A 15,592-nucleotide genomic window follows, 5' to 3' on the forward strand; every position below is an offset into this window, starting at 1 on the left:
TAGCCATCTGGGGACGGGGTATAAAGGGGCAGAAGTAAGGAGTGCCGAATATGGCCGAGAAAACGATTGATATCGCGTCGCCGATTCTGTCGCGCAACGAGCGCCTGGCAGATCAGCTGCGTCAGCGATTTCATGAGACAAACACCTACGTGATTAACGTGCTGTCGAGCCCCGGCTCGGGCAAGACCACCACGATCCTGGGCACCAACGAGCGCCTGCGCGACAAGACTGGCCTGCGCTGTGCCGTCATCGAGGGCGATATTGCCTCGGATGTCGACGCCATCACCATGAAGGAAGCCGGCATGCCCGCCATCCAGATCAACACGGGTGGCCTGTGCCACCTCGAGGGCAACATGATCATGGAGGCCGTTGACGCGTTCGACCAGGCCGTCGGTCTGGAGAACATCGACGTCATCTTTATCGAAAACGTGGGCAACTTGGTCTGCCCGGTCGACTTTGACCTGGGTGAGAACCTGTCCATCATGATTCTCTCGGTGCCCGAGGGCGACGACAAGCCCATCAAGTACCCGGGCATCTTCCAGCACGCTGGCGCGCAGCTGCTCAATAAGGTCGACGTGGCCCCGGCTTTCGATTTTGACATGGATAGGTATACTAAGACACTCGATGACCTCAATCCGCAGGCGCCGCGGTTTGCCGTGAGCGCGCGCAAGGGCGAGGGCATGGATGCCTGGTGCGATTGGCTCATCGGGCAGATCGAGCAAGCAAGGGCGTAAATCGGCCGCCATACGGGCGGGCGTAGCCGCAGAGACACGAGATAGGAGCCTCTTTTGAAGCTCATCATCGCCGAGAAAAATGACGCCGCGCGTCAGATTGCCGAGCGGCTGTCCACGGGTAAGCCCAAAAAGGACAAGGTGTACAACACCGCAATCTACCGTTTTGAGTGGAAGGGCGAGGAGTGCGTGACCATCGGCCTGGCCGGTCACATCCTTGCGCCCGATTTTTGCGACAGCGTGCTGTTCGATAAAAAGCTGGGCTGGTATTCGGTTACCGAGGACGGCGAGATGCTACCGGCCGACATGCCCGATGGCCTGGCACGCCCGCCCTACGACACCAAGCGCAAGCCGTTTCTTGCCGACGGCATCTCCATCAAGGGCTGGAAGCTCGAGAGTCTGCCGTATCTCACCTGGGCACCCGTCATTAAGCTGCCGGCCGAGAAGGAACTCATCCGCTCGCTTAAGAACCTCGCCAAAAAGTCCGACAGCGTCATCATTGCCACGGACTTCGATCGCGAGGGCGAGCTGATCGGTTCGGACGCCCTCAACAAGGTGCGCGAGGTGGCGCCCGACTTGCCGGTCGCCCGCGCCCAGTATTCTTCGTTTACCAAGGCCGAGATCACGCAGGCCTTCGATAACCTTGTCTCGCTCGACCAGAACCTGGCCGACGCCGGCGAGAGCCGTCAGCACATCGACCTCATTTGGGGTGCGGTGCTCACGCGCTACCTGACGCTCGCCAAGTTTGGCGGCTTTGGCAACGTGCGTTCCGCCGGCCGCGTGCAGACGCCGACGCTTGCCCTGGTGGTCGAGCGCGAACGCGAGCGCATGGCGTTTGTGCCCGAGGACTATTGGCAGATTCGCGGCATGGGCGCCGCGCAAGGCGCTGCCGAGGACGATCGCTTTAAGATCGCGCACAAGACGGCGCGCTTTACCGACAAGGATGCTGCTGAGACGGCGTACGGTCACGTTGACGGTGCCAAGACGGCAACCGTCGCCGCGGTGACCAAGCGCTCGCGCAAGCAGCAGCCGCCCACGCCGTTTGCGACCACCTCGCTGCAGGCTGCCGCCGCAGCCGAGGGTATCTCGCCTGCGCGTACCATGCGCATCGCCGAGTCCCTCTACATGGCGGGCCTCATCAGCTACCCGCGTGTCGACAATACCGTATACCCCGCGACGCTTGATCTGGGCGCTGTGGTGAGTGACCTTGCAAAGATCAACCCGGCGCTGGCGCCCGTATGCAAAAAGGTCCTCGCCGGCCCCATGAAGCCCACGCGCGGCAAGGTCGAGACCACCGACCACCCGCCTATCTATCCCACGGGCGAGGGCGATCCGTCCACGCTCGACGGCGGTCAGCGCAAGCTCTATGACCTCATCGCTCGCCGCTTCCTGGCGACGCTTATGGGTCCTGCGACCATCGAGAACACCAAGCTCGAGCTCGACGTGAACGGCGAGCCGTTCGTGGCTTCGGGCGACGTGCTCGTGACCCCGGGTTTCCGCGAGGCATACCCGTATGGACTCAAACGCGACGAGCAGATGCCGCCGCTTGAGCAGGGCGATACGGTTGATGTGTTCGACATTAAGCTCGAGGCAAAGCAGACCGAGCCGCCCGCACGCTACAGCCAGGGTAAACTCGTGCAGGAGATGGAGAAGCGCGGCTTGGGCACCAAGTCCACGCGCGCGAGCATCATCGAGCGCCTGTACGCCGTGCGCTACCTCAAAAACGATCCCGTGGAGCCGAGTCAGCTGGGCATCGCCATCATCGATGCGCTGACGCAGTTTGCCCCGCGCATCACGAGCCCCGATATGACCAGCGAGCTCGATGGCGACATGACCCGTGTGGAGCGCGGCGAGGATACCGAAGAGCATGTCGTGACGCACTCGCGCGCGCTGCTGGCTGGCGTGCTCGACGAGCTGCTCAAGCATACGCAGGAGCTGGGCGACGCTATCAGCGACGCCGTCACGGCCGATGCACGCGTGGGCGCCTGTCCCAAGTGCGGCAAGGACCTGGTTATGAAGACGAGCGCCAAGACCCGCGGCAGCTTCATTGGCTGCATGGGCTGGCCCGACTGCGATGTGACCTATCCGGTGCCGAGCGGCGTCAAGGTAAGCCCGCTCGAGGGCGAGGCGGCCGTGTGCCCCGAGTGCGGCGCGCCGCGCATTAAGTGCCAGCCGTTCCGTCAGAAGGCCTTCGAGATTTGCGTGAACCCCACGTGCCCCACCAACTACGAGCCTGACCTTAAGGTGGGCGAGTGCAAGGTGTGCGCCGAGGCCGGACGCCATGGCGACCTGATCGCGCACAAGAGCGAGAAGAGCGGCAAGCGCTTTATCCGCTGCACCAACTACGATGACTGCGGCGTGAGCTATCCTCTGCCGGCGCGCGGTAAGCTCGAGGCGACGGGTGAGACCTGCCCCGAGTGCGGCGCCCCCATCGTGGTGGTCAACACGGCGCGCGGTCCGTGGCGCATCTGCGTGAACATGGACTGCCCGACCAAGGAGAAGAAGCCCGCCCGCGGCCGCAAGACCACGACTAAGGCGAGCACGGCCAAGAAGACGACGGCGGCAAAGAAGACTGCTGCCAAGAAGACGACCGCCAAAAAGACGACGGCCAAGAAGTTGACTACCAAAAAGACCGCTGCCGACAAGTAGCCGCACGGTCGAAACATCACCTAAAACAAAAACGAGCGAGGACCTCAAAATCCTCGCTCGTTTTTTATCCGGCAGTTAGGGACGTTCCTTTTCTGCCGGCAGTTTAGGAACGTCCCTAACTGCCGGCTCGGGAACGACAAAGCGCTAGTTCACCTCGACAGGCTTGGCGCCGGGATAGCGCTTCTCAAAATCTAGGCGGTACTTATTGTCATTGGTGCCCGCCACGTTGTCGCGCGACAGCGGCGCCACGATCTCATTCTTGTGGTCCGCAGGCTTGGCGTATTTCAGGCTGATCTCCCAGGCATCACAGATTGCGTCAATGCGGTGATCCAGGTCGTCGTACAGGGCGATGATGTCCTTCCAGGAGCTGTAGTTCTTGGAGCTCGTCGGGACGTCTAGGTCCTCGACGATGTCGTAATACTGCTCGATGGTGTCCTCCGTGCGCTCGGCGACGTCGGCGAGATTTTGACGGGTGGTTCGATCCTCTTCCAGATAGCTGCCGTTGAAGTTCTGCGCGCAGCCACGGACGTAGTTGTCGAGGTCTTCGAGCAAGTCGTAGTATTCGCTCAGTCGGCGGTAGAGGTTCTGCTCGGAGAGCGTTGCTTCGCCGCCATCCTCGTCGTCATCGTCATCATCGTCGTACAGGCTGTTGGGATCGCCGAGAGGCTTTAGGTCATCGTCGTCGACGTCATGGTGCAGCTTAGCTACCTCGGCAGTCGTCTGCGTGGCGGCGTTGTCGAAAGGCTTGATCACAAAGAAAACGACCAGGGCGATGATGATTGCCACCAGCACAACGATAACGGCGATAAGCGGCCCGGTGCCGCTCTTTTTGGGGGCGGGGGTCTGTGGCGAAGCGGGCGCGTATGCGGGAGCCGGCTCCTGTTGGGACGAGCCGCTCGCGACGGGTATGCGCTGCGTGGTCTCGACGGCCGCGGGGCCTGCGGCGGGGTCGGGGCGATAGGCGAGGGGGTCGTCCGCCTTGGCTTGCGGCGTATCGAGGGAACCGGTCTGCTCAAAAGCGGGCTGGCTATCGCTCGCGGCTGTTTGCTCAACGGGTGCACCGCACGAGGTGCAGAACTTGGCATTATCTGCAAGAAGCTTGCCGCACGAGGCGCAATACCGAGACATCGCCACTCCTTTCGCCACATTTCAATGCAATACGACGATTATACCCAGCGTCCAAAATTCTCCATCATAAGTTGCGGTGAAATAGGGACTGTTTGGCGGTCTCGGAGCTTCAATCAGTCCCTATTTCACCGCAACTTTGGAAAGGCACCTTTAGCCATTGGGGACGCACCGAGCACTGGGGTATGATGGCTTGGTTGCTATAAATCGCATTTACGCGCCTTGTAGGAAGGGACTGCGTCCATGGCTTTTGAGCCCGCTCAACATAGCTTTATCACGCTCGAGGGCGTCGACGGCGCCGGCAAGTCCACGCAGGCGCGCCTGCTTGCCCGCGCGCTCGAACTCGCTGGCTACCAGGTTGTGAGCCTGCGCGAGCCGGGCGGCACCGCCATCAGCGAAAAGATTCGCGCTTTGCTGCTCGACCCCGCCAACACGGCGATGGGCGACACCTGCGAGCTGCTGCTCTACGAGGCCGCGCGCGCCCAGTTGGTGCACGAGGTCATAGCTCCCGCCCTCGCGGCCGGTAAGGTGGTCCTGTGCGACCGCTTCTACGATTCCACGACCTGCTACCAGGCGTTTGCCGATGGCCTCGACCGTCAGATGGTGCGCGACGCCAACAGCCTGGCCGTCGCGGGTACGCACCCGGCGCTCACGCTCGTCTACCACATCACGCCCGAGCAGGCGGCACTGCGCATGGCAGTCCGTGGCGCGGCAGATCGCATGGAGGCAAAAGGTATGGCATTCCAGGAGCGTGTTTACCAGGGATTTTGCGCCATTGCTGCCGAGGAGCCAAACCGCGTAAAGCTCATCGACGCCACTGCGACCGTCGAGGAAGTCTTCGAGAAGACGGTCGAGCAGATTCGCGCGTACGGTCTCGACATTCCGCAAGACGCCGTCGCCGCCGCACTTGCCAAGGAGGCCGAGTAACATGGCACCCGCTCAGGCAAGCCTGATGGCCAAGCTCGACACCCAAGAGCGCGTGCGCGATTTTTTGACCAACGCCGTCGCCAGCGGCCGCGCATCGCACGCCTACCTGTTTTTGGGCGCTCCCGGTGCCGGCAAGCTCGATGCCGCATGGGCGCTCGCCCAGGCCTTCCTGTGCGAGCAGGACGGCTGTGGCGCATGCGACAGCTGCGTACGCGTTGCTCGGCACACGCATCCCGACGTGCACTATTACACGCCCGAGAGCGCCACGGGCTACCTCATTGCCCAGACCCGCGAGTTGCTCGATGACGTGCCGCTGGCGCCCATCCGTGCCAAGGCCAAGGTCTACATCATCGACCGTGCCGAGCAGCTGCGCGCTAACACCGCCAACGCACTGCTCAAGACACTCGAGGAGCCGCCCGAGGGCGTAATGTTTATCTTGCTGGGCACCTCCGCCGACGTGATGCTGCCCACCATCGTGAGCCGCTGCCAGTGCGTGCCGTTTCGGCTGGTGTCGCCCGCCGTGGCCGCGCGTGCCGTGAGTCGCGCGACGGGTCAGGACCTCGCGCGTTGCCGCATGGCGGTCGCCGTGGCGGGAAGCCCCACACGCGGCATCGAGTTCCTTAAGAGTGCCGAGCGCCAGGATGCTCGCCGCCAGATGGTCCGCGCCATCGATTCGCTCATCGCTGCCGACGAGGCCGATGTACTCAGCCGCGCCAAGTCGCTCATCGTCGCCGTTAAGGCACCGCTCGCCGAGGTCAAGTCCACGCAGGAAAAGGTGCTCGAGCAAAATGCCGATTATCTGTCGCGTGGAGCATTGAAGCAGCTTGAGGACCGCAACAAGCGCGAACTCAACGCGCGCGAGCGTTCGGGTATCATGGAAGCGTTGGCGAGCGCACGGACGCTCATGCGCGACGTGCTGCTGACACTTCAGGACGAGGCGGCCGACGTAGTGAACGAAGACGTGCGCGACACAATCGGTCGGCTTGCCGCCGCGACGAATGTTGCGGGTGCCACCCGGGCGCTCGAGGCAGTCGCGACCGCCGAGCGCAACATCGCCAGAAACGTTACTCCCCAGCTGGTCATCGAGGTCATGCTGTTCGATATCAGGAAGGCACTGAAATGCCGTTAGTCGTACCCGTTAAGTTTACCTACGCCTCGCGCGACCTGTGGTTCGACCCGCAGGATCTGGATATCCTCGAGGCCGATTATGCCATTTGCTCCACCGAGCGCGGAACCGAGATCGGCCTGGTCACGGCCGATCCCTTCGAGGTGCCGCAAGACGAGATCGGTCAGCCGCTCAAGCCCGTGCTGCGCGTGGCGAGCGACATCGACCTGCAGCTTGCCGACGACCTGGCCATCCAGGGCGACGAGGCGATGGTCGATTTCCGCCGTCTGGTCAAAGAGCTCGACCTCGAGATGAAGCCGGTCGGCGTCGAGTACCTGTTTGGCGGCGAGAAGGCCGTGTTCTACTTTGCGGCCGAGGAACGCGTCGATTTTCGTCAGCTCGTCAAGGACCTGTCCTCGACGCTGCACATTCGCGTCGACATGCGCCAGATCGGTGTGCGCGACGAGACCCGTCTGGTGGGCGGCTATGCCCAATGCGGACAGGAACTCTGCTGCACGCGCTTTGGCGGACAATTTGAGCCCGTCTCGATTCGCATGGCAAAAGAGCAGGACCTGCCGCTCAACTCGTCCAAGATCAGCGGCGTATGCGGCCGCTTGATGTGCTGCCTGCGCTATGAGTTCGAGGCGTACAAGGACTTTAAGAGCCGTGCGCCCAAAAAGAAGACGCTCATCGATACGCCGCTCGGCAAGGCGCGTATCCAGGAATATGACACGCCGCGTGAGCAGCTGGTGCTGCGCCTGGAGAACGGCAAAGTCTTTAAGGTCAACCTGGCCGATATGACGTGCTCGGAGGGCTGCAAAAAGAAGGCCGCCGAGCAGGGCTGCAACTGCCGCCCCGACTGCGTGACGCGTGACGTGCTCGAGCGCATCGAGTCGCCCGAGATGCGCCTGGCGCTCATGGAGCTCGACCGCGAGAACGGCGTCGACGTGGGCGATGGCCTGTCGAGTGCCGACCGTCTGGCCGGCACGTCGATGCCCAAGCGCCGTCGTCGCGACGTCGATTCCGATGCCCGCGCTGCTCAGAGCCAGGGCGAGGGCCGTGGCCGCGGAAAGGGCCGCGGCAAGGCCGAGGCGCCCGAGGCCGAGGGGGCGGCCGATGGCCGTCGCCGCCGCAAGCGCGCGGGCTCGGGCGATGCTACCGAGGCTGCAGCCGCGGGCAAGCACGCCTCTCGCGAGCGCGAGGTTCAGCAACCCCAGCAGCAGAATCGCGGCGGTGGCATGAACCCCACACGTCGCCGCCGCCGTCATCTGTCGAGCGAGGAGCGCGAGGACGCCTTCCGCGCCGCAGCTGCTCGCGAGGCCGGTGCCGCTTCCAAGGGCCCCTCGGCCTCCGATGCGTCTGCCGACAAGGGCGGCAAGTCACGTGGCGAGGAGGAGCGCGCGCCGCGTCCGCGCCGTCGCCATTCCTCGGGCGCGCAGCAGAAGCCTTCAGTGCCCTCCGTGGCCGATCAGGTCTCGGATGGCGAGGTCAAGGTCATGCGCCGTCGTCCCGGAGATGGCGGGGGAGCTGCTGCCAAGGCTTCGCGTGGCGCCGCTCGCGACGAGCGCGAGCCGCGCGAGGATCGCGGTGGCGAGGGCTCGACCGACCAGGGTCAAAAGCGCCGTCGCCGTCGCCGTTCCCGCAAGCCGCGCCAGGATGGCGGCGAGGGCTCGACTCCGTCTTCGTCCGCACCGCAACCGCCCGCCGGCGAATAACGCCCGCGAGCGGATTTAGCCCGCCTTGCCCCGAGCGCATCGGGGCATCATAGCGCCGAATCAACAACCCTCCCCGCGACCGAACGTAGGGAGGGTTGTGTCTTGAAGAGCCATCTGAACATATTGAGCCGTCTGCAGGGAGCCGGTGCCCTACCGTTTGCGGACGAATTGCTACCGTTTGCCGAGCACGCGACGTACGAGGCGCTCGAGGCATTGTCGCCAACACGATGTACCGGCTGCGAGCGCGCCGGTGCGCTTATTTGCCAAGACTGCCTGGCCGCGCTCACGCTCATCGACCCACGTCATAGCTGTACCCGATGCGGCGCCCCGTTTGGGGATTTGCTGTGCACTGAGTGTTCGGTCGAGGGCACGTCCTCGGCAATGGCGGAGGCGCTCGACCGCTGCCTGGCGTGCGCCGTCTATGCGCATCCGCTGCCGTGCATCATTAAAGCGTACAAGGATGCGGGCGAGCGACGTCTGGCTCCGTATCTGGCGGAGCTGCTCTACGACACCGCCCTGCATGCCCAGGTCGTAGCGCCCGATCGCTACGGAGGCGTGCTGTCCGGTGCGGATGCGGTGGTGTTTGTGCCTGCGACGGCGGCAGCGTTTCGGCGGCGTGGTTTTGATCATATGGAGGCTATTGCGCGCCCATTTTGCGAGCTGTCGGGTGTTCCTCTGCTCGATGCTCTCGCCAAGTACGGGCATGGCGACCAGCGCGAACTCGGTCGTGAGGAGCGCCGCGAGCGTGCCCAAGGCATGTACGAGACGGTTGAGGACGTGCACGGCCGCCACCTGCTGCTTATCGATGACGTTATCACCACGGGTGCGACGATGGCAGCGGCTTCGGCGGAACTCAAGCGCGCCGGTGCCACGGCCGTTGATGGCCTCACTATCGCACGCGTTTGGTAGGGGTGGTTTTGTGGCAGTAAAGATTGAGCGGCGCAACGAGCCGACAGGCGAACAGCTAGCGGCTTCCATAATTCTGACCGGCGCCTCGGCGCTGCGCATGATGCGCGCCGAGCGCCGGCAGATGGGCTATATCAGCTGGAAGGACCTTAATCCCGATGAAGAGCGCCGTGTGCTGCGCACATCGTCGCCCTCGACCGAGGACATCTATCTTCCCGATTTGGTGCGGATTGGGGCCGCAAGCGGCGAGGTGCAAGAGGATTTGTGCTTGCTGGTAGGGTCTGCAGCGCAGCGCCGCCGTATTCTTGGCGTGAGCTGGTCCGTATGCTCCGGGTTGCCCGCCGGCTCGATTCTAGAGGTGGAACCGGGGGTGTACAGTCTATCTCCCGAGGCCCTTTGCGTAGCCGTCGCGCGCGAGGTCGGCTGCATCCAGGCATTTGCCCTGGCCCAGGAGCTGTGCTCTAAGATTTCACTGAGTGACCGCGGGAAGTATCTGCCTCCCTACACCTCGCCTGTCGTGAACAAATTGGCAAAGGACAAAGACCAGCCGCCAGATGTCGGTTACTTTGAGGTCGAGTCCGTGCTGACACCCGATTGCCTGGTAGATTACCTCGCGGCATGCAAGGGGAGCGCGGCCAAGCAGCTGCGGCGGCTGTGTCCCTAACTGTCGGAAAACCTGCGTTCACCCATGGAGTGCATCATGCTTGCCATGTTTTCGCTTCCGTTTTCCTATGGCGGATTTGCCTGTGGTCCCTTTAAGACCGACTACAAGATCGAGTTCAACGACCGTGCACAGGCGATCTCGGGGATGCCGCATGCGGTTTGCGATGCCTTTCAGGAAGCAGCCCGGTTTGACTTGGAATACAACGGTGAGCTGGGCCATTCCTCTCGGAGGGGACGTATCCATGATGAAAAGCGCAACACGGGCTTGATTACTATGGGAATCGAGGTCGCGACGGTCAACAACGAAATGCTCTGTGACATGGAAGCGATGGAAGCACTCGCATGGCGCATCCACCAGCGTATGGGTAAGCGATATCAGAATCGCGTAGAGGCTCGTCGAAAGAGGCAAGATGCTCTGCTGAATACGCTCCGAGCGTGCTTTGGGCTCAAACCAGCGTAAAACTATGGCTTTATAGGGGGTCTGTTTATATGCTCTGTGCAAAAAACGGCAAATATGAGTACTGTTACTAGATTAGTGACAGCAAAAACAAAGAAACTTGGGCCGATAATCTGGATTCAGCGAAGAGATAATAAACGAATGTGGAATATCTTGGCGCCAAGCAGGCTGTGCGGAACTCAAAAAGGGCTCGTGAGGCGGTAATACGCTGCTACTAAATTGGTAACAGTACTCATATTTGCCGTTTTTTGCACACGGCACCCTGAGACGGGTGCCCCGGAGCTCCCCGTAGGGAAGCTCCGGGCTTCATAGGGGCACGAATGGTCCGCTCCGACCCGCAAAATCTGTACTCGCGATGCGAATGACGCCCCTAACCTTAAACTTTAGCTTGAACTTAGCTATAATGCGCTTCGTTCCTACCAGGCTGTGGTTGCGGACGGACGAAATGCCCGTCCTAGTCCAAGACAGACGCGGTCAAAGGGATCCACGTAAGCGACCGCGTGCGCGCGGCGCGATCATGGCGCGTCCTAGATGTAAGCCGCACCGTCCGTTCTACTTTCTTTGGGGCAATACCGCCTCGCGGGCGAGCGGGTCAGTCGTGAAGGTGGCTGCGGCCTCCCGAGCAAACACCCCGGTGCGCAAGTGTGGGGTCAAATACCAGGTCAGCTGGTGGGAACAACCTGATATTCCGCGCAACGCACGGATTGTATACGACACAGAAGGCAGGGTAGTGGACATGGTGAGGGGCAGCTTGATGCACGCGGCTCGGTTAGGTGCTGGGACCGCAGCGGTCATCGCCGTTTTGGGCCTGAGCGGATGCGCGTTCAACCCGCTGTCTACGTTCACGACTCCCACGATCGACCAGATCGAGTACGAGACCGTCACGCCGGCGGTGTCGGACGATGCCCTGGTCACTTCCGGAACCCTGACGGTCGCCCTCGATACTTCCGATGCGCCGCAGGCCATGCAGGACGCCGACGGCGAGCTCACGGGGTATGCGGTTGACGCCGCCCGCGCCCTCGCAAGCCGCATGGGCCTTAAGGTCGCCTTTGTCGATGCGTCTTCGGCAGATTCCGCGCTCGGCGACAAAAAGGCCGATATCTTTATCGGCGAGATTAACTCCACGGACGGGGACATTAGCTCGCTCGGCACCTGCCTGTACGATGCCACTTCCGTGTTCGGTAAAACTAGCGATGGTGGGTCGCTAAGCGTTTCCACCGATACCCTTAACGCGTCTACTCTGGGTGTCCAAATGTCCTCGGCCTCGCAGGAGGCGCTTGCTAAGCAGAGCATCACCGCCAATCAAAAGACCTACTCCAACATCAACGAGTGCTTTGAGGCGCTTGAGTCCGGCGAGGTCGACTATGTGATCTGCGACTCCACGGCCGGCGGCTACCTTGCACGCCTGATGAGCGAGGTCTCCTATGTCGGTGCGCTCGAGGCACCCTCGACGCTTGGTGTTGTGGGCCTCTCGTCCAATGACGAACTGTGCCGTGCCGTGAGCGATGCCCTCGACGGTATTACGGCCGACGGCACGCTCGAGGCGGTCCACTCTGTCTGGTATGGCACGATGCCCTACGACCTCACCACTAAGACGGTTTCGGGCGCTAACGTGCAGCCGGGCGACTCTGAGTCCGGTGAGACCACGTCCTCCGGCAGCGAGTCCTCCGATTCCAACAATGAGACCGCATCCTCCGAGGACAAATCGTCCAGCCAGGAAGGCGCCATCACCGACGACGACATTAACAAACTCAATAGCTAGTTATTGCTAGGGGTGGTGTCTCCTATACGTTGGAAAGGACACCTCTTCACGGTTTCAACACGCACTGCCGGGCTTCCCCGATGGGGGAGCCCGGCTTTTTCATCCCAATAAAACCAGCAGGTCAAAGCCAATTTTCGGGACCAAATACAAAGCCGTCGGCCCCCCTATAGCGCACTTTGCCACAGAAAAGTGCGAGACTTCGGTATGCGGTATCAAGCAATCGTTATTCGGGTCTTTAGGAATCCGCGTGATTAAATGCACGGCAATGGGTACATAGCCAGTACAGTAAGTCCCCGAGGCAGATTGGAGCCACGTATGGATATCAAGGTTTCTGGACGCAAGACGACGGTAACCGATGCTCTGCGTGCGCATGTGGATGAAAAGATCGGCGAGGCGCTCAAGGTTTTCGATATCGAGCCCATGACAGTCGACGTTGTACTTCGCTATGAGAAGAACCCCTCGAACCCCAACCCGGCAATCGTCGAGGTCACGGTTCGTGCCCGCGGTTCGGTGATTCGCGTTGCCGAGCACGGTGCAGATATGTACGCCGCCATCGACCTCTCCGCCGATAAGGTCACCCGCCAGCTGCGCAAGTTCAAGACCAAGGTCGTGGACAACCGCCAGGGCGGTGCCAGCGCCGCGGATGTCGCGCCGGTCGAGCGCGTCGAGGATCTGGCCGACCTGCTGCTGCCCGAGGAAGAGGACGACCTGCTCGTCCGCGAGAAGGTTATCGACGTCACCCCGATGACTGAGGAGCAGGCGCTGGTGCAGACCGATCTGCTGGGTCACGACTTCTACGTGTTCGAGAACGCGACGACCGGCCTTATCAATGTGGTGTATCACCGTAAGAATGGTGGATATGGCATCATCAAGCCCCGCATCGAAACACTTGACGAGTAAAATACGTTAACTTGCATGAGTTAACGGTTGGCGGCCATCCCATGCGGGTGGCCGCCTTTTTTACGTAAGGAGTCGCTTTGATGGACAAAGCTGCATCTACCGGCCATTCTGACCGCTGCCGCATCGTCGTCGATACCTGCTGCGACTTTAGCCCCGAGGTCGCCGCGAACCTCGATGTCGATATCTTGGGCTTCCCCTTTATCATCGATGGCGAGGAGCGTACGGACGACATCTGGTCGAGCATGAGCCCTAAGGAGTTCTACGACCGTATGCGCGCCGGTGCCCGCGTGTCCACCTCGGCTGTGTCGCTCGGTCGCTATATTGAGTTCTTTACCGAGTGCGCTAAAGAGGGCACGCCCACGGTCTACCTGTGCTTTACCTCGGCGCTGTCGTCGAGCTACAACTCCGCGTGCCAGGCGGCAGATGCCGTGCGCGCCGAGTATCCCAACTTTGAGCTCTACGTGGTCGACAACGCTCTGCCCTGCGCGACCGGCGCGCTCTTGGCGCTCGAGGCCGTGCGCCAGCGTTCGGCGGGACTGACCGCCAAGCAGCTGGTCGATTGGGCAAACGAGGCAAAGACCTACGTCCACGGCTACTTTACGCTCGAGAGCTTCGACGCACTGGCTGCCGGCGGCCGCATTCCGCCCGCGGCGGCGCAGCTTACGGCAAAGCTCGATGTCAAGCCCGAGCTCTCCTACGACCTTGCCGGCTCGCTGTCGCTAATCGGTGTCAACCGAGGCCGCAAGAAGGCACTCAAGTCCATCCTCAAGTCGTTCCGCGAGAACTACGTGCCCGATCGCACCATGCCCATCGCCATTATGACTGCCGATGCCGAAAAGGACGGTGACTGGCTCGAAGCTGCCATCCGCAAGGAGGAGGGTTGCGCCGACGTCACGATCATTCGCGGCTCCGTGGGTCCCACCATCGGCTCGCACGTGGGCCCCGGCATGGTGGCCTGCGCGTTTTGGGGCAAGAACCGCGCCGACAAGGCGTCGCTTTCCGATCGCATCGCCCGCCGCGTGCGCGGTCAGTAGGCAAGCGCTGCGTCCGTAATCGCCCTCGACTCACAGCCCAAACGCTGGCACCGAGTATTCAACCTGGTAATAACACCCAACCTAAAAGGAAAGGTTTCATGGCAAACAAGCTCTCCGTCGCATTTATCGGCACCGGAATCATGGGTGCCCCCATCGCCGGTCACATCCTGGATGCCGGCTATCCCGTCACGGTCAACAACCGCACCAAGTCCAAGGCTGCCGCGCTTATCGAGCGCGGTGCCGCCTGGGCCGATACGCCGGCCGATGCCGTGGCTAACGCCGATGTCGTCTTTACCATGGTGGGTTATCCCTCCGAGGTCGAGGAGCTCTACCTGGCGGGCGACGGTCTGCTCGCGTGCACTAAGCCCGGTGCGGTCCTGATCGACCTTACCACGAGCTCGCCCGAGCTGGCGCGCGACATTGCCGAGGCCGCCCAGGTTTCCGGTCGCATGGCGTTTGACTGCCCCGTCACCGGCGGCGAGTCGGGAGCTATCGCCGGCACGCTTACTGCTGTCGTGGGCGCCACCGAGAACGACATCGCGCCGGTCCGCGACATCCTTGCCACCTTCGCGGCCAACATCTGCTGCTTCGATGGCGCCGGTAAGGGCCAGGCTGCCAAGCTCGCCAACCAGGTGTCGCTGGGCGCCTGCATGGTCGGCATGGCAGACGCCATGGCGTTTGCCGAGCTGAGCGGCCTCGATCTGGAGAAGACCCGTCAAATGATCCTGGGCGGCACCGGTAAGTCCGGCGCCATGGAGAGCCTGGCTCCCAAGGCGCTCGACGGCGACTACAAGCCCGGCTTTATGGTCGAGCACTTCATCAAGGACCTGCGCTTGGCGCTCGCCTATGCCGACGATCGCGAGCTTGCGCTGCCCGGCGCCGACGTGGCCTTTACGCTCTACGACATGCTCGATGCCATCGGTGGTGCCAAGCTGGGCACCCAGGCCATCACGGTCCTCTATAAGGAGGAGGCCGACGCCATCGCCGCCGGTCTGGACTGGTCGCAGTATCGTCCTGAGGAGCATGGCGCTCACGAGGACGGCTGCGGTTGCGGCGAGCACGGCGACGACCATGAGTGCGGTTGCGGTCACCATCACGGCGAGGACCACGAGTGCTGCGGCGGCCACGGCCATGACGACGGCCATGAGTGCTGCTGCGGCCACCATCACGGGGAGTAGCGCCCATGAGCTGGACGTTCGTGGTACTAGCGCTGGTGCTCTTTCTCTTTGCGATCTACATTGGCTTTTTGTGCGGCCAGTGGGCGTGCGAAAAGCGCGTGATCACCAAGCGCGACTACTGGATTGCCAACTTTGCGGGCGCGGCGGCAGTCGTCCTACTGACCTGGGTGTTCTCGCTGTTCCCGCTGGTGCAGTTTGCGCCGATCGGCTGGCTCGGCGGCTTTATCGCCGGTCTTAAGATGAGCTTTGGCGAGTCCGTCGGTCCGTGGCGCAAGCACGACGAGGTCTTTAACGTCAACAAGGCTCATCGCGCCGCCGCCGACGCGGGCGACGCTGAGGAACGCCGCCGTGCGCGTCGCAATGGCGCGGCCGACCGACAGCTCATCTCGGTCACCGATGACAGCAAGGGTGCTGGCAAGCACGCTAAGAAATAGTAAGAA

Annotated in this window: 14 protein-coding genes; 13 read left to right on the forward strand and 1 reads right to left on the reverse strand. The window is 62.2% G+C overall.

Annotation, left to right across the window (positions count from 1 at the left end; translation table 11 throughout):
* Positions 1-50: 50 nt before the first annotated feature.
* Both hypB and AAAX77_RS02600 read left to right on the forward strand, forming a co-directional pair.
* Positions 51-734: a hydrogenase nickel incorporation protein HypB gene (hypB, locus tag AAAX77_RS02595; RefSeq protein WP_349104657.1), complete on the forward strand. Its 684-nt coding sequence runs from the start codon at positions 51-53 to the stop codon at positions 732-734.
* A 54-nt stretch (positions 735-788) separates the two neighbouring features.
* On the forward strand, positions 789-3,380 hold the full coding sequence (locus AAAX77_RS02600) for a DNA topoisomerase I (RefSeq protein ID WP_349104659.1): 2,592 nt from the start codon (positions 789-791) through the stop codon (positions 3,378-3,380).
* A gap of 144 nt (positions 3,381-3,524) precedes the next feature.
* Here AAAX77_RS02600 and AAAX77_RS02605 read toward each other — a convergent pair whose 3' ends face one another.
* Positions 3,525-4,508, reverse strand: a complete 984-nt coding sequence (locus AAAX77_RS02605; protein ID WP_349104660.1) for a zinc ribbon domain-containing protein — start codon at positions 4,506-4,508, stop codon at positions 3,525-3,527.
* A 240-nt stretch (positions 4,509-4,748) separates the two neighbouring features.
* Here AAAX77_RS02605 and tmk point away from each other — a divergent pair, with 240 nt between their 5' ends.
* The 11 genes from tmk to AAAX77_RS02660 all read left to right on the forward strand — a co-directional run bounded on the left by tmk (position 4,749) and on the right by AAAX77_RS02660 (position 15,586).
* Entirely contained in the window at positions 4,749-5,432 is a 684-nt protein-coding gene (gene tmk / locus AAAX77_RS02610) for a dTMP kinase (RefSeq protein ID WP_349104662.1), read from the forward strand.
* A gap of 1 nt (position 5,433) precedes the next feature.
* Positions 5,434-6,561, forward strand: a complete 1,128-nt coding sequence (locus tag AAAX77_RS02615) for a DNA polymerase III subunit (protein WP_349104664.1) — start codon at positions 5,434-5,436, stop codon at positions 6,559-6,561.
* Positions 6,552-8,252 (forward strand): regulatory iron-sulfur-containing complex subunit RicT, encoded by a 1,701-nt coding sequence (gene ricT / locus AAAX77_RS02620; protein WP_349104666.1) that lies wholly within the window; start codon positions 6,552-6,554, stop codon positions 8,250-8,252. Before AAAX77_RS02615 ends, ricT begins: the two co-directional genes overlap by 10 nt.
* A gap of 102 nt (positions 8,253-8,354) precedes the next feature.
* Positions 8,355-9,161, forward strand: coding sequence for a double zinc ribbon domain-containing protein (locus tag AAAX77_RS02625; RefSeq protein WP_349104668.1), 807 nt, complete (start codon positions 8,355-8,357; stop codon positions 9,159-9,161).
* 10 nt (positions 9,162-9,171) lie between these two features.
* A complete protein-coding gene (locus AAAX77_RS02630) occupies positions 9,172-9,822 on the forward strand; it encodes a hypothetical protein (RefSeq protein ID WP_349104669.1) in 651 nt (216 codons plus the stop codon).
* Between the two features lie 36 nt (positions 9,823-9,858).
* The gene (locus AAAX77_RS02635) at positions 9,859-10,281 is read left to right on the forward strand and encodes a hypothetical protein (protein ID WP_349104670.1); all 423 of its coding nucleotides are present in this window, start codon (positions 9,859-9,861) and stop codon (positions 10,279-10,281) included.
* A gap of 733 nt (positions 10,282-11,014) precedes the next feature.
* Positions 11,015-12,040 carry a transporter substrate-binding domain-containing protein gene (locus tag AAAX77_RS02640; protein WP_349104724.1) on the forward strand — a complete coding sequence of 342 codons (1,026 nt, stop codon included), beginning with the start codon at positions 11,015-11,017 and terminating at the stop codon, positions 12,038-12,040.
* Between the two features lie 315 nt (positions 12,041-12,355).
* Positions 12,356-12,940: a ribosome-associated translation inhibitor RaiA gene (gene raiA, locus AAAX77_RS02645; RefSeq protein ID WP_035137685.1), complete on the forward strand. Its 585-nt coding sequence runs from the start codon at positions 12,356-12,358 to the stop codon at positions 12,938-12,940.
* 80 nt (positions 12,941-13,020) lie between these two features.
* Complete coding sequence (locus tag AAAX77_RS02650) at positions 13,021-13,974, forward strand: DegV family protein (protein WP_349104672.1); 954 nt, start codon at positions 13,021-13,023, stop codon at positions 13,972-13,974.
* A 98-nt stretch (positions 13,975-14,072) separates the two neighbouring features.
* Complete coding sequence (locus tag AAAX77_RS02655; protein WP_349104674.1) at positions 14,073-15,152, forward strand: NAD(P)-binding domain-containing protein; 1,080 nt, start codon at positions 14,073-14,075, stop codon at positions 15,150-15,152.
* 5 nt (positions 15,153-15,157) lie between these two features.
* Positions 15,158-15,586, forward strand: coding sequence for a hypothetical protein (locus tag AAAX77_RS02660; RefSeq protein ID WP_055310425.1), 429 nt, complete (start codon positions 15,158-15,160; stop codon positions 15,584-15,586).
* Positions 15,587-15,592: the final 6 nt, after the last annotated feature.

Origin of the sequence: Collinsella sp. CLA-ER-H6, from assembly GCF_040092305.1 — a bacterium.
Taxonomy (GTDB): Bacteria; Actinomycetota; Coriobacteriia; order Coriobacteriales; family Coriobacteriaceae; genus Collinsella.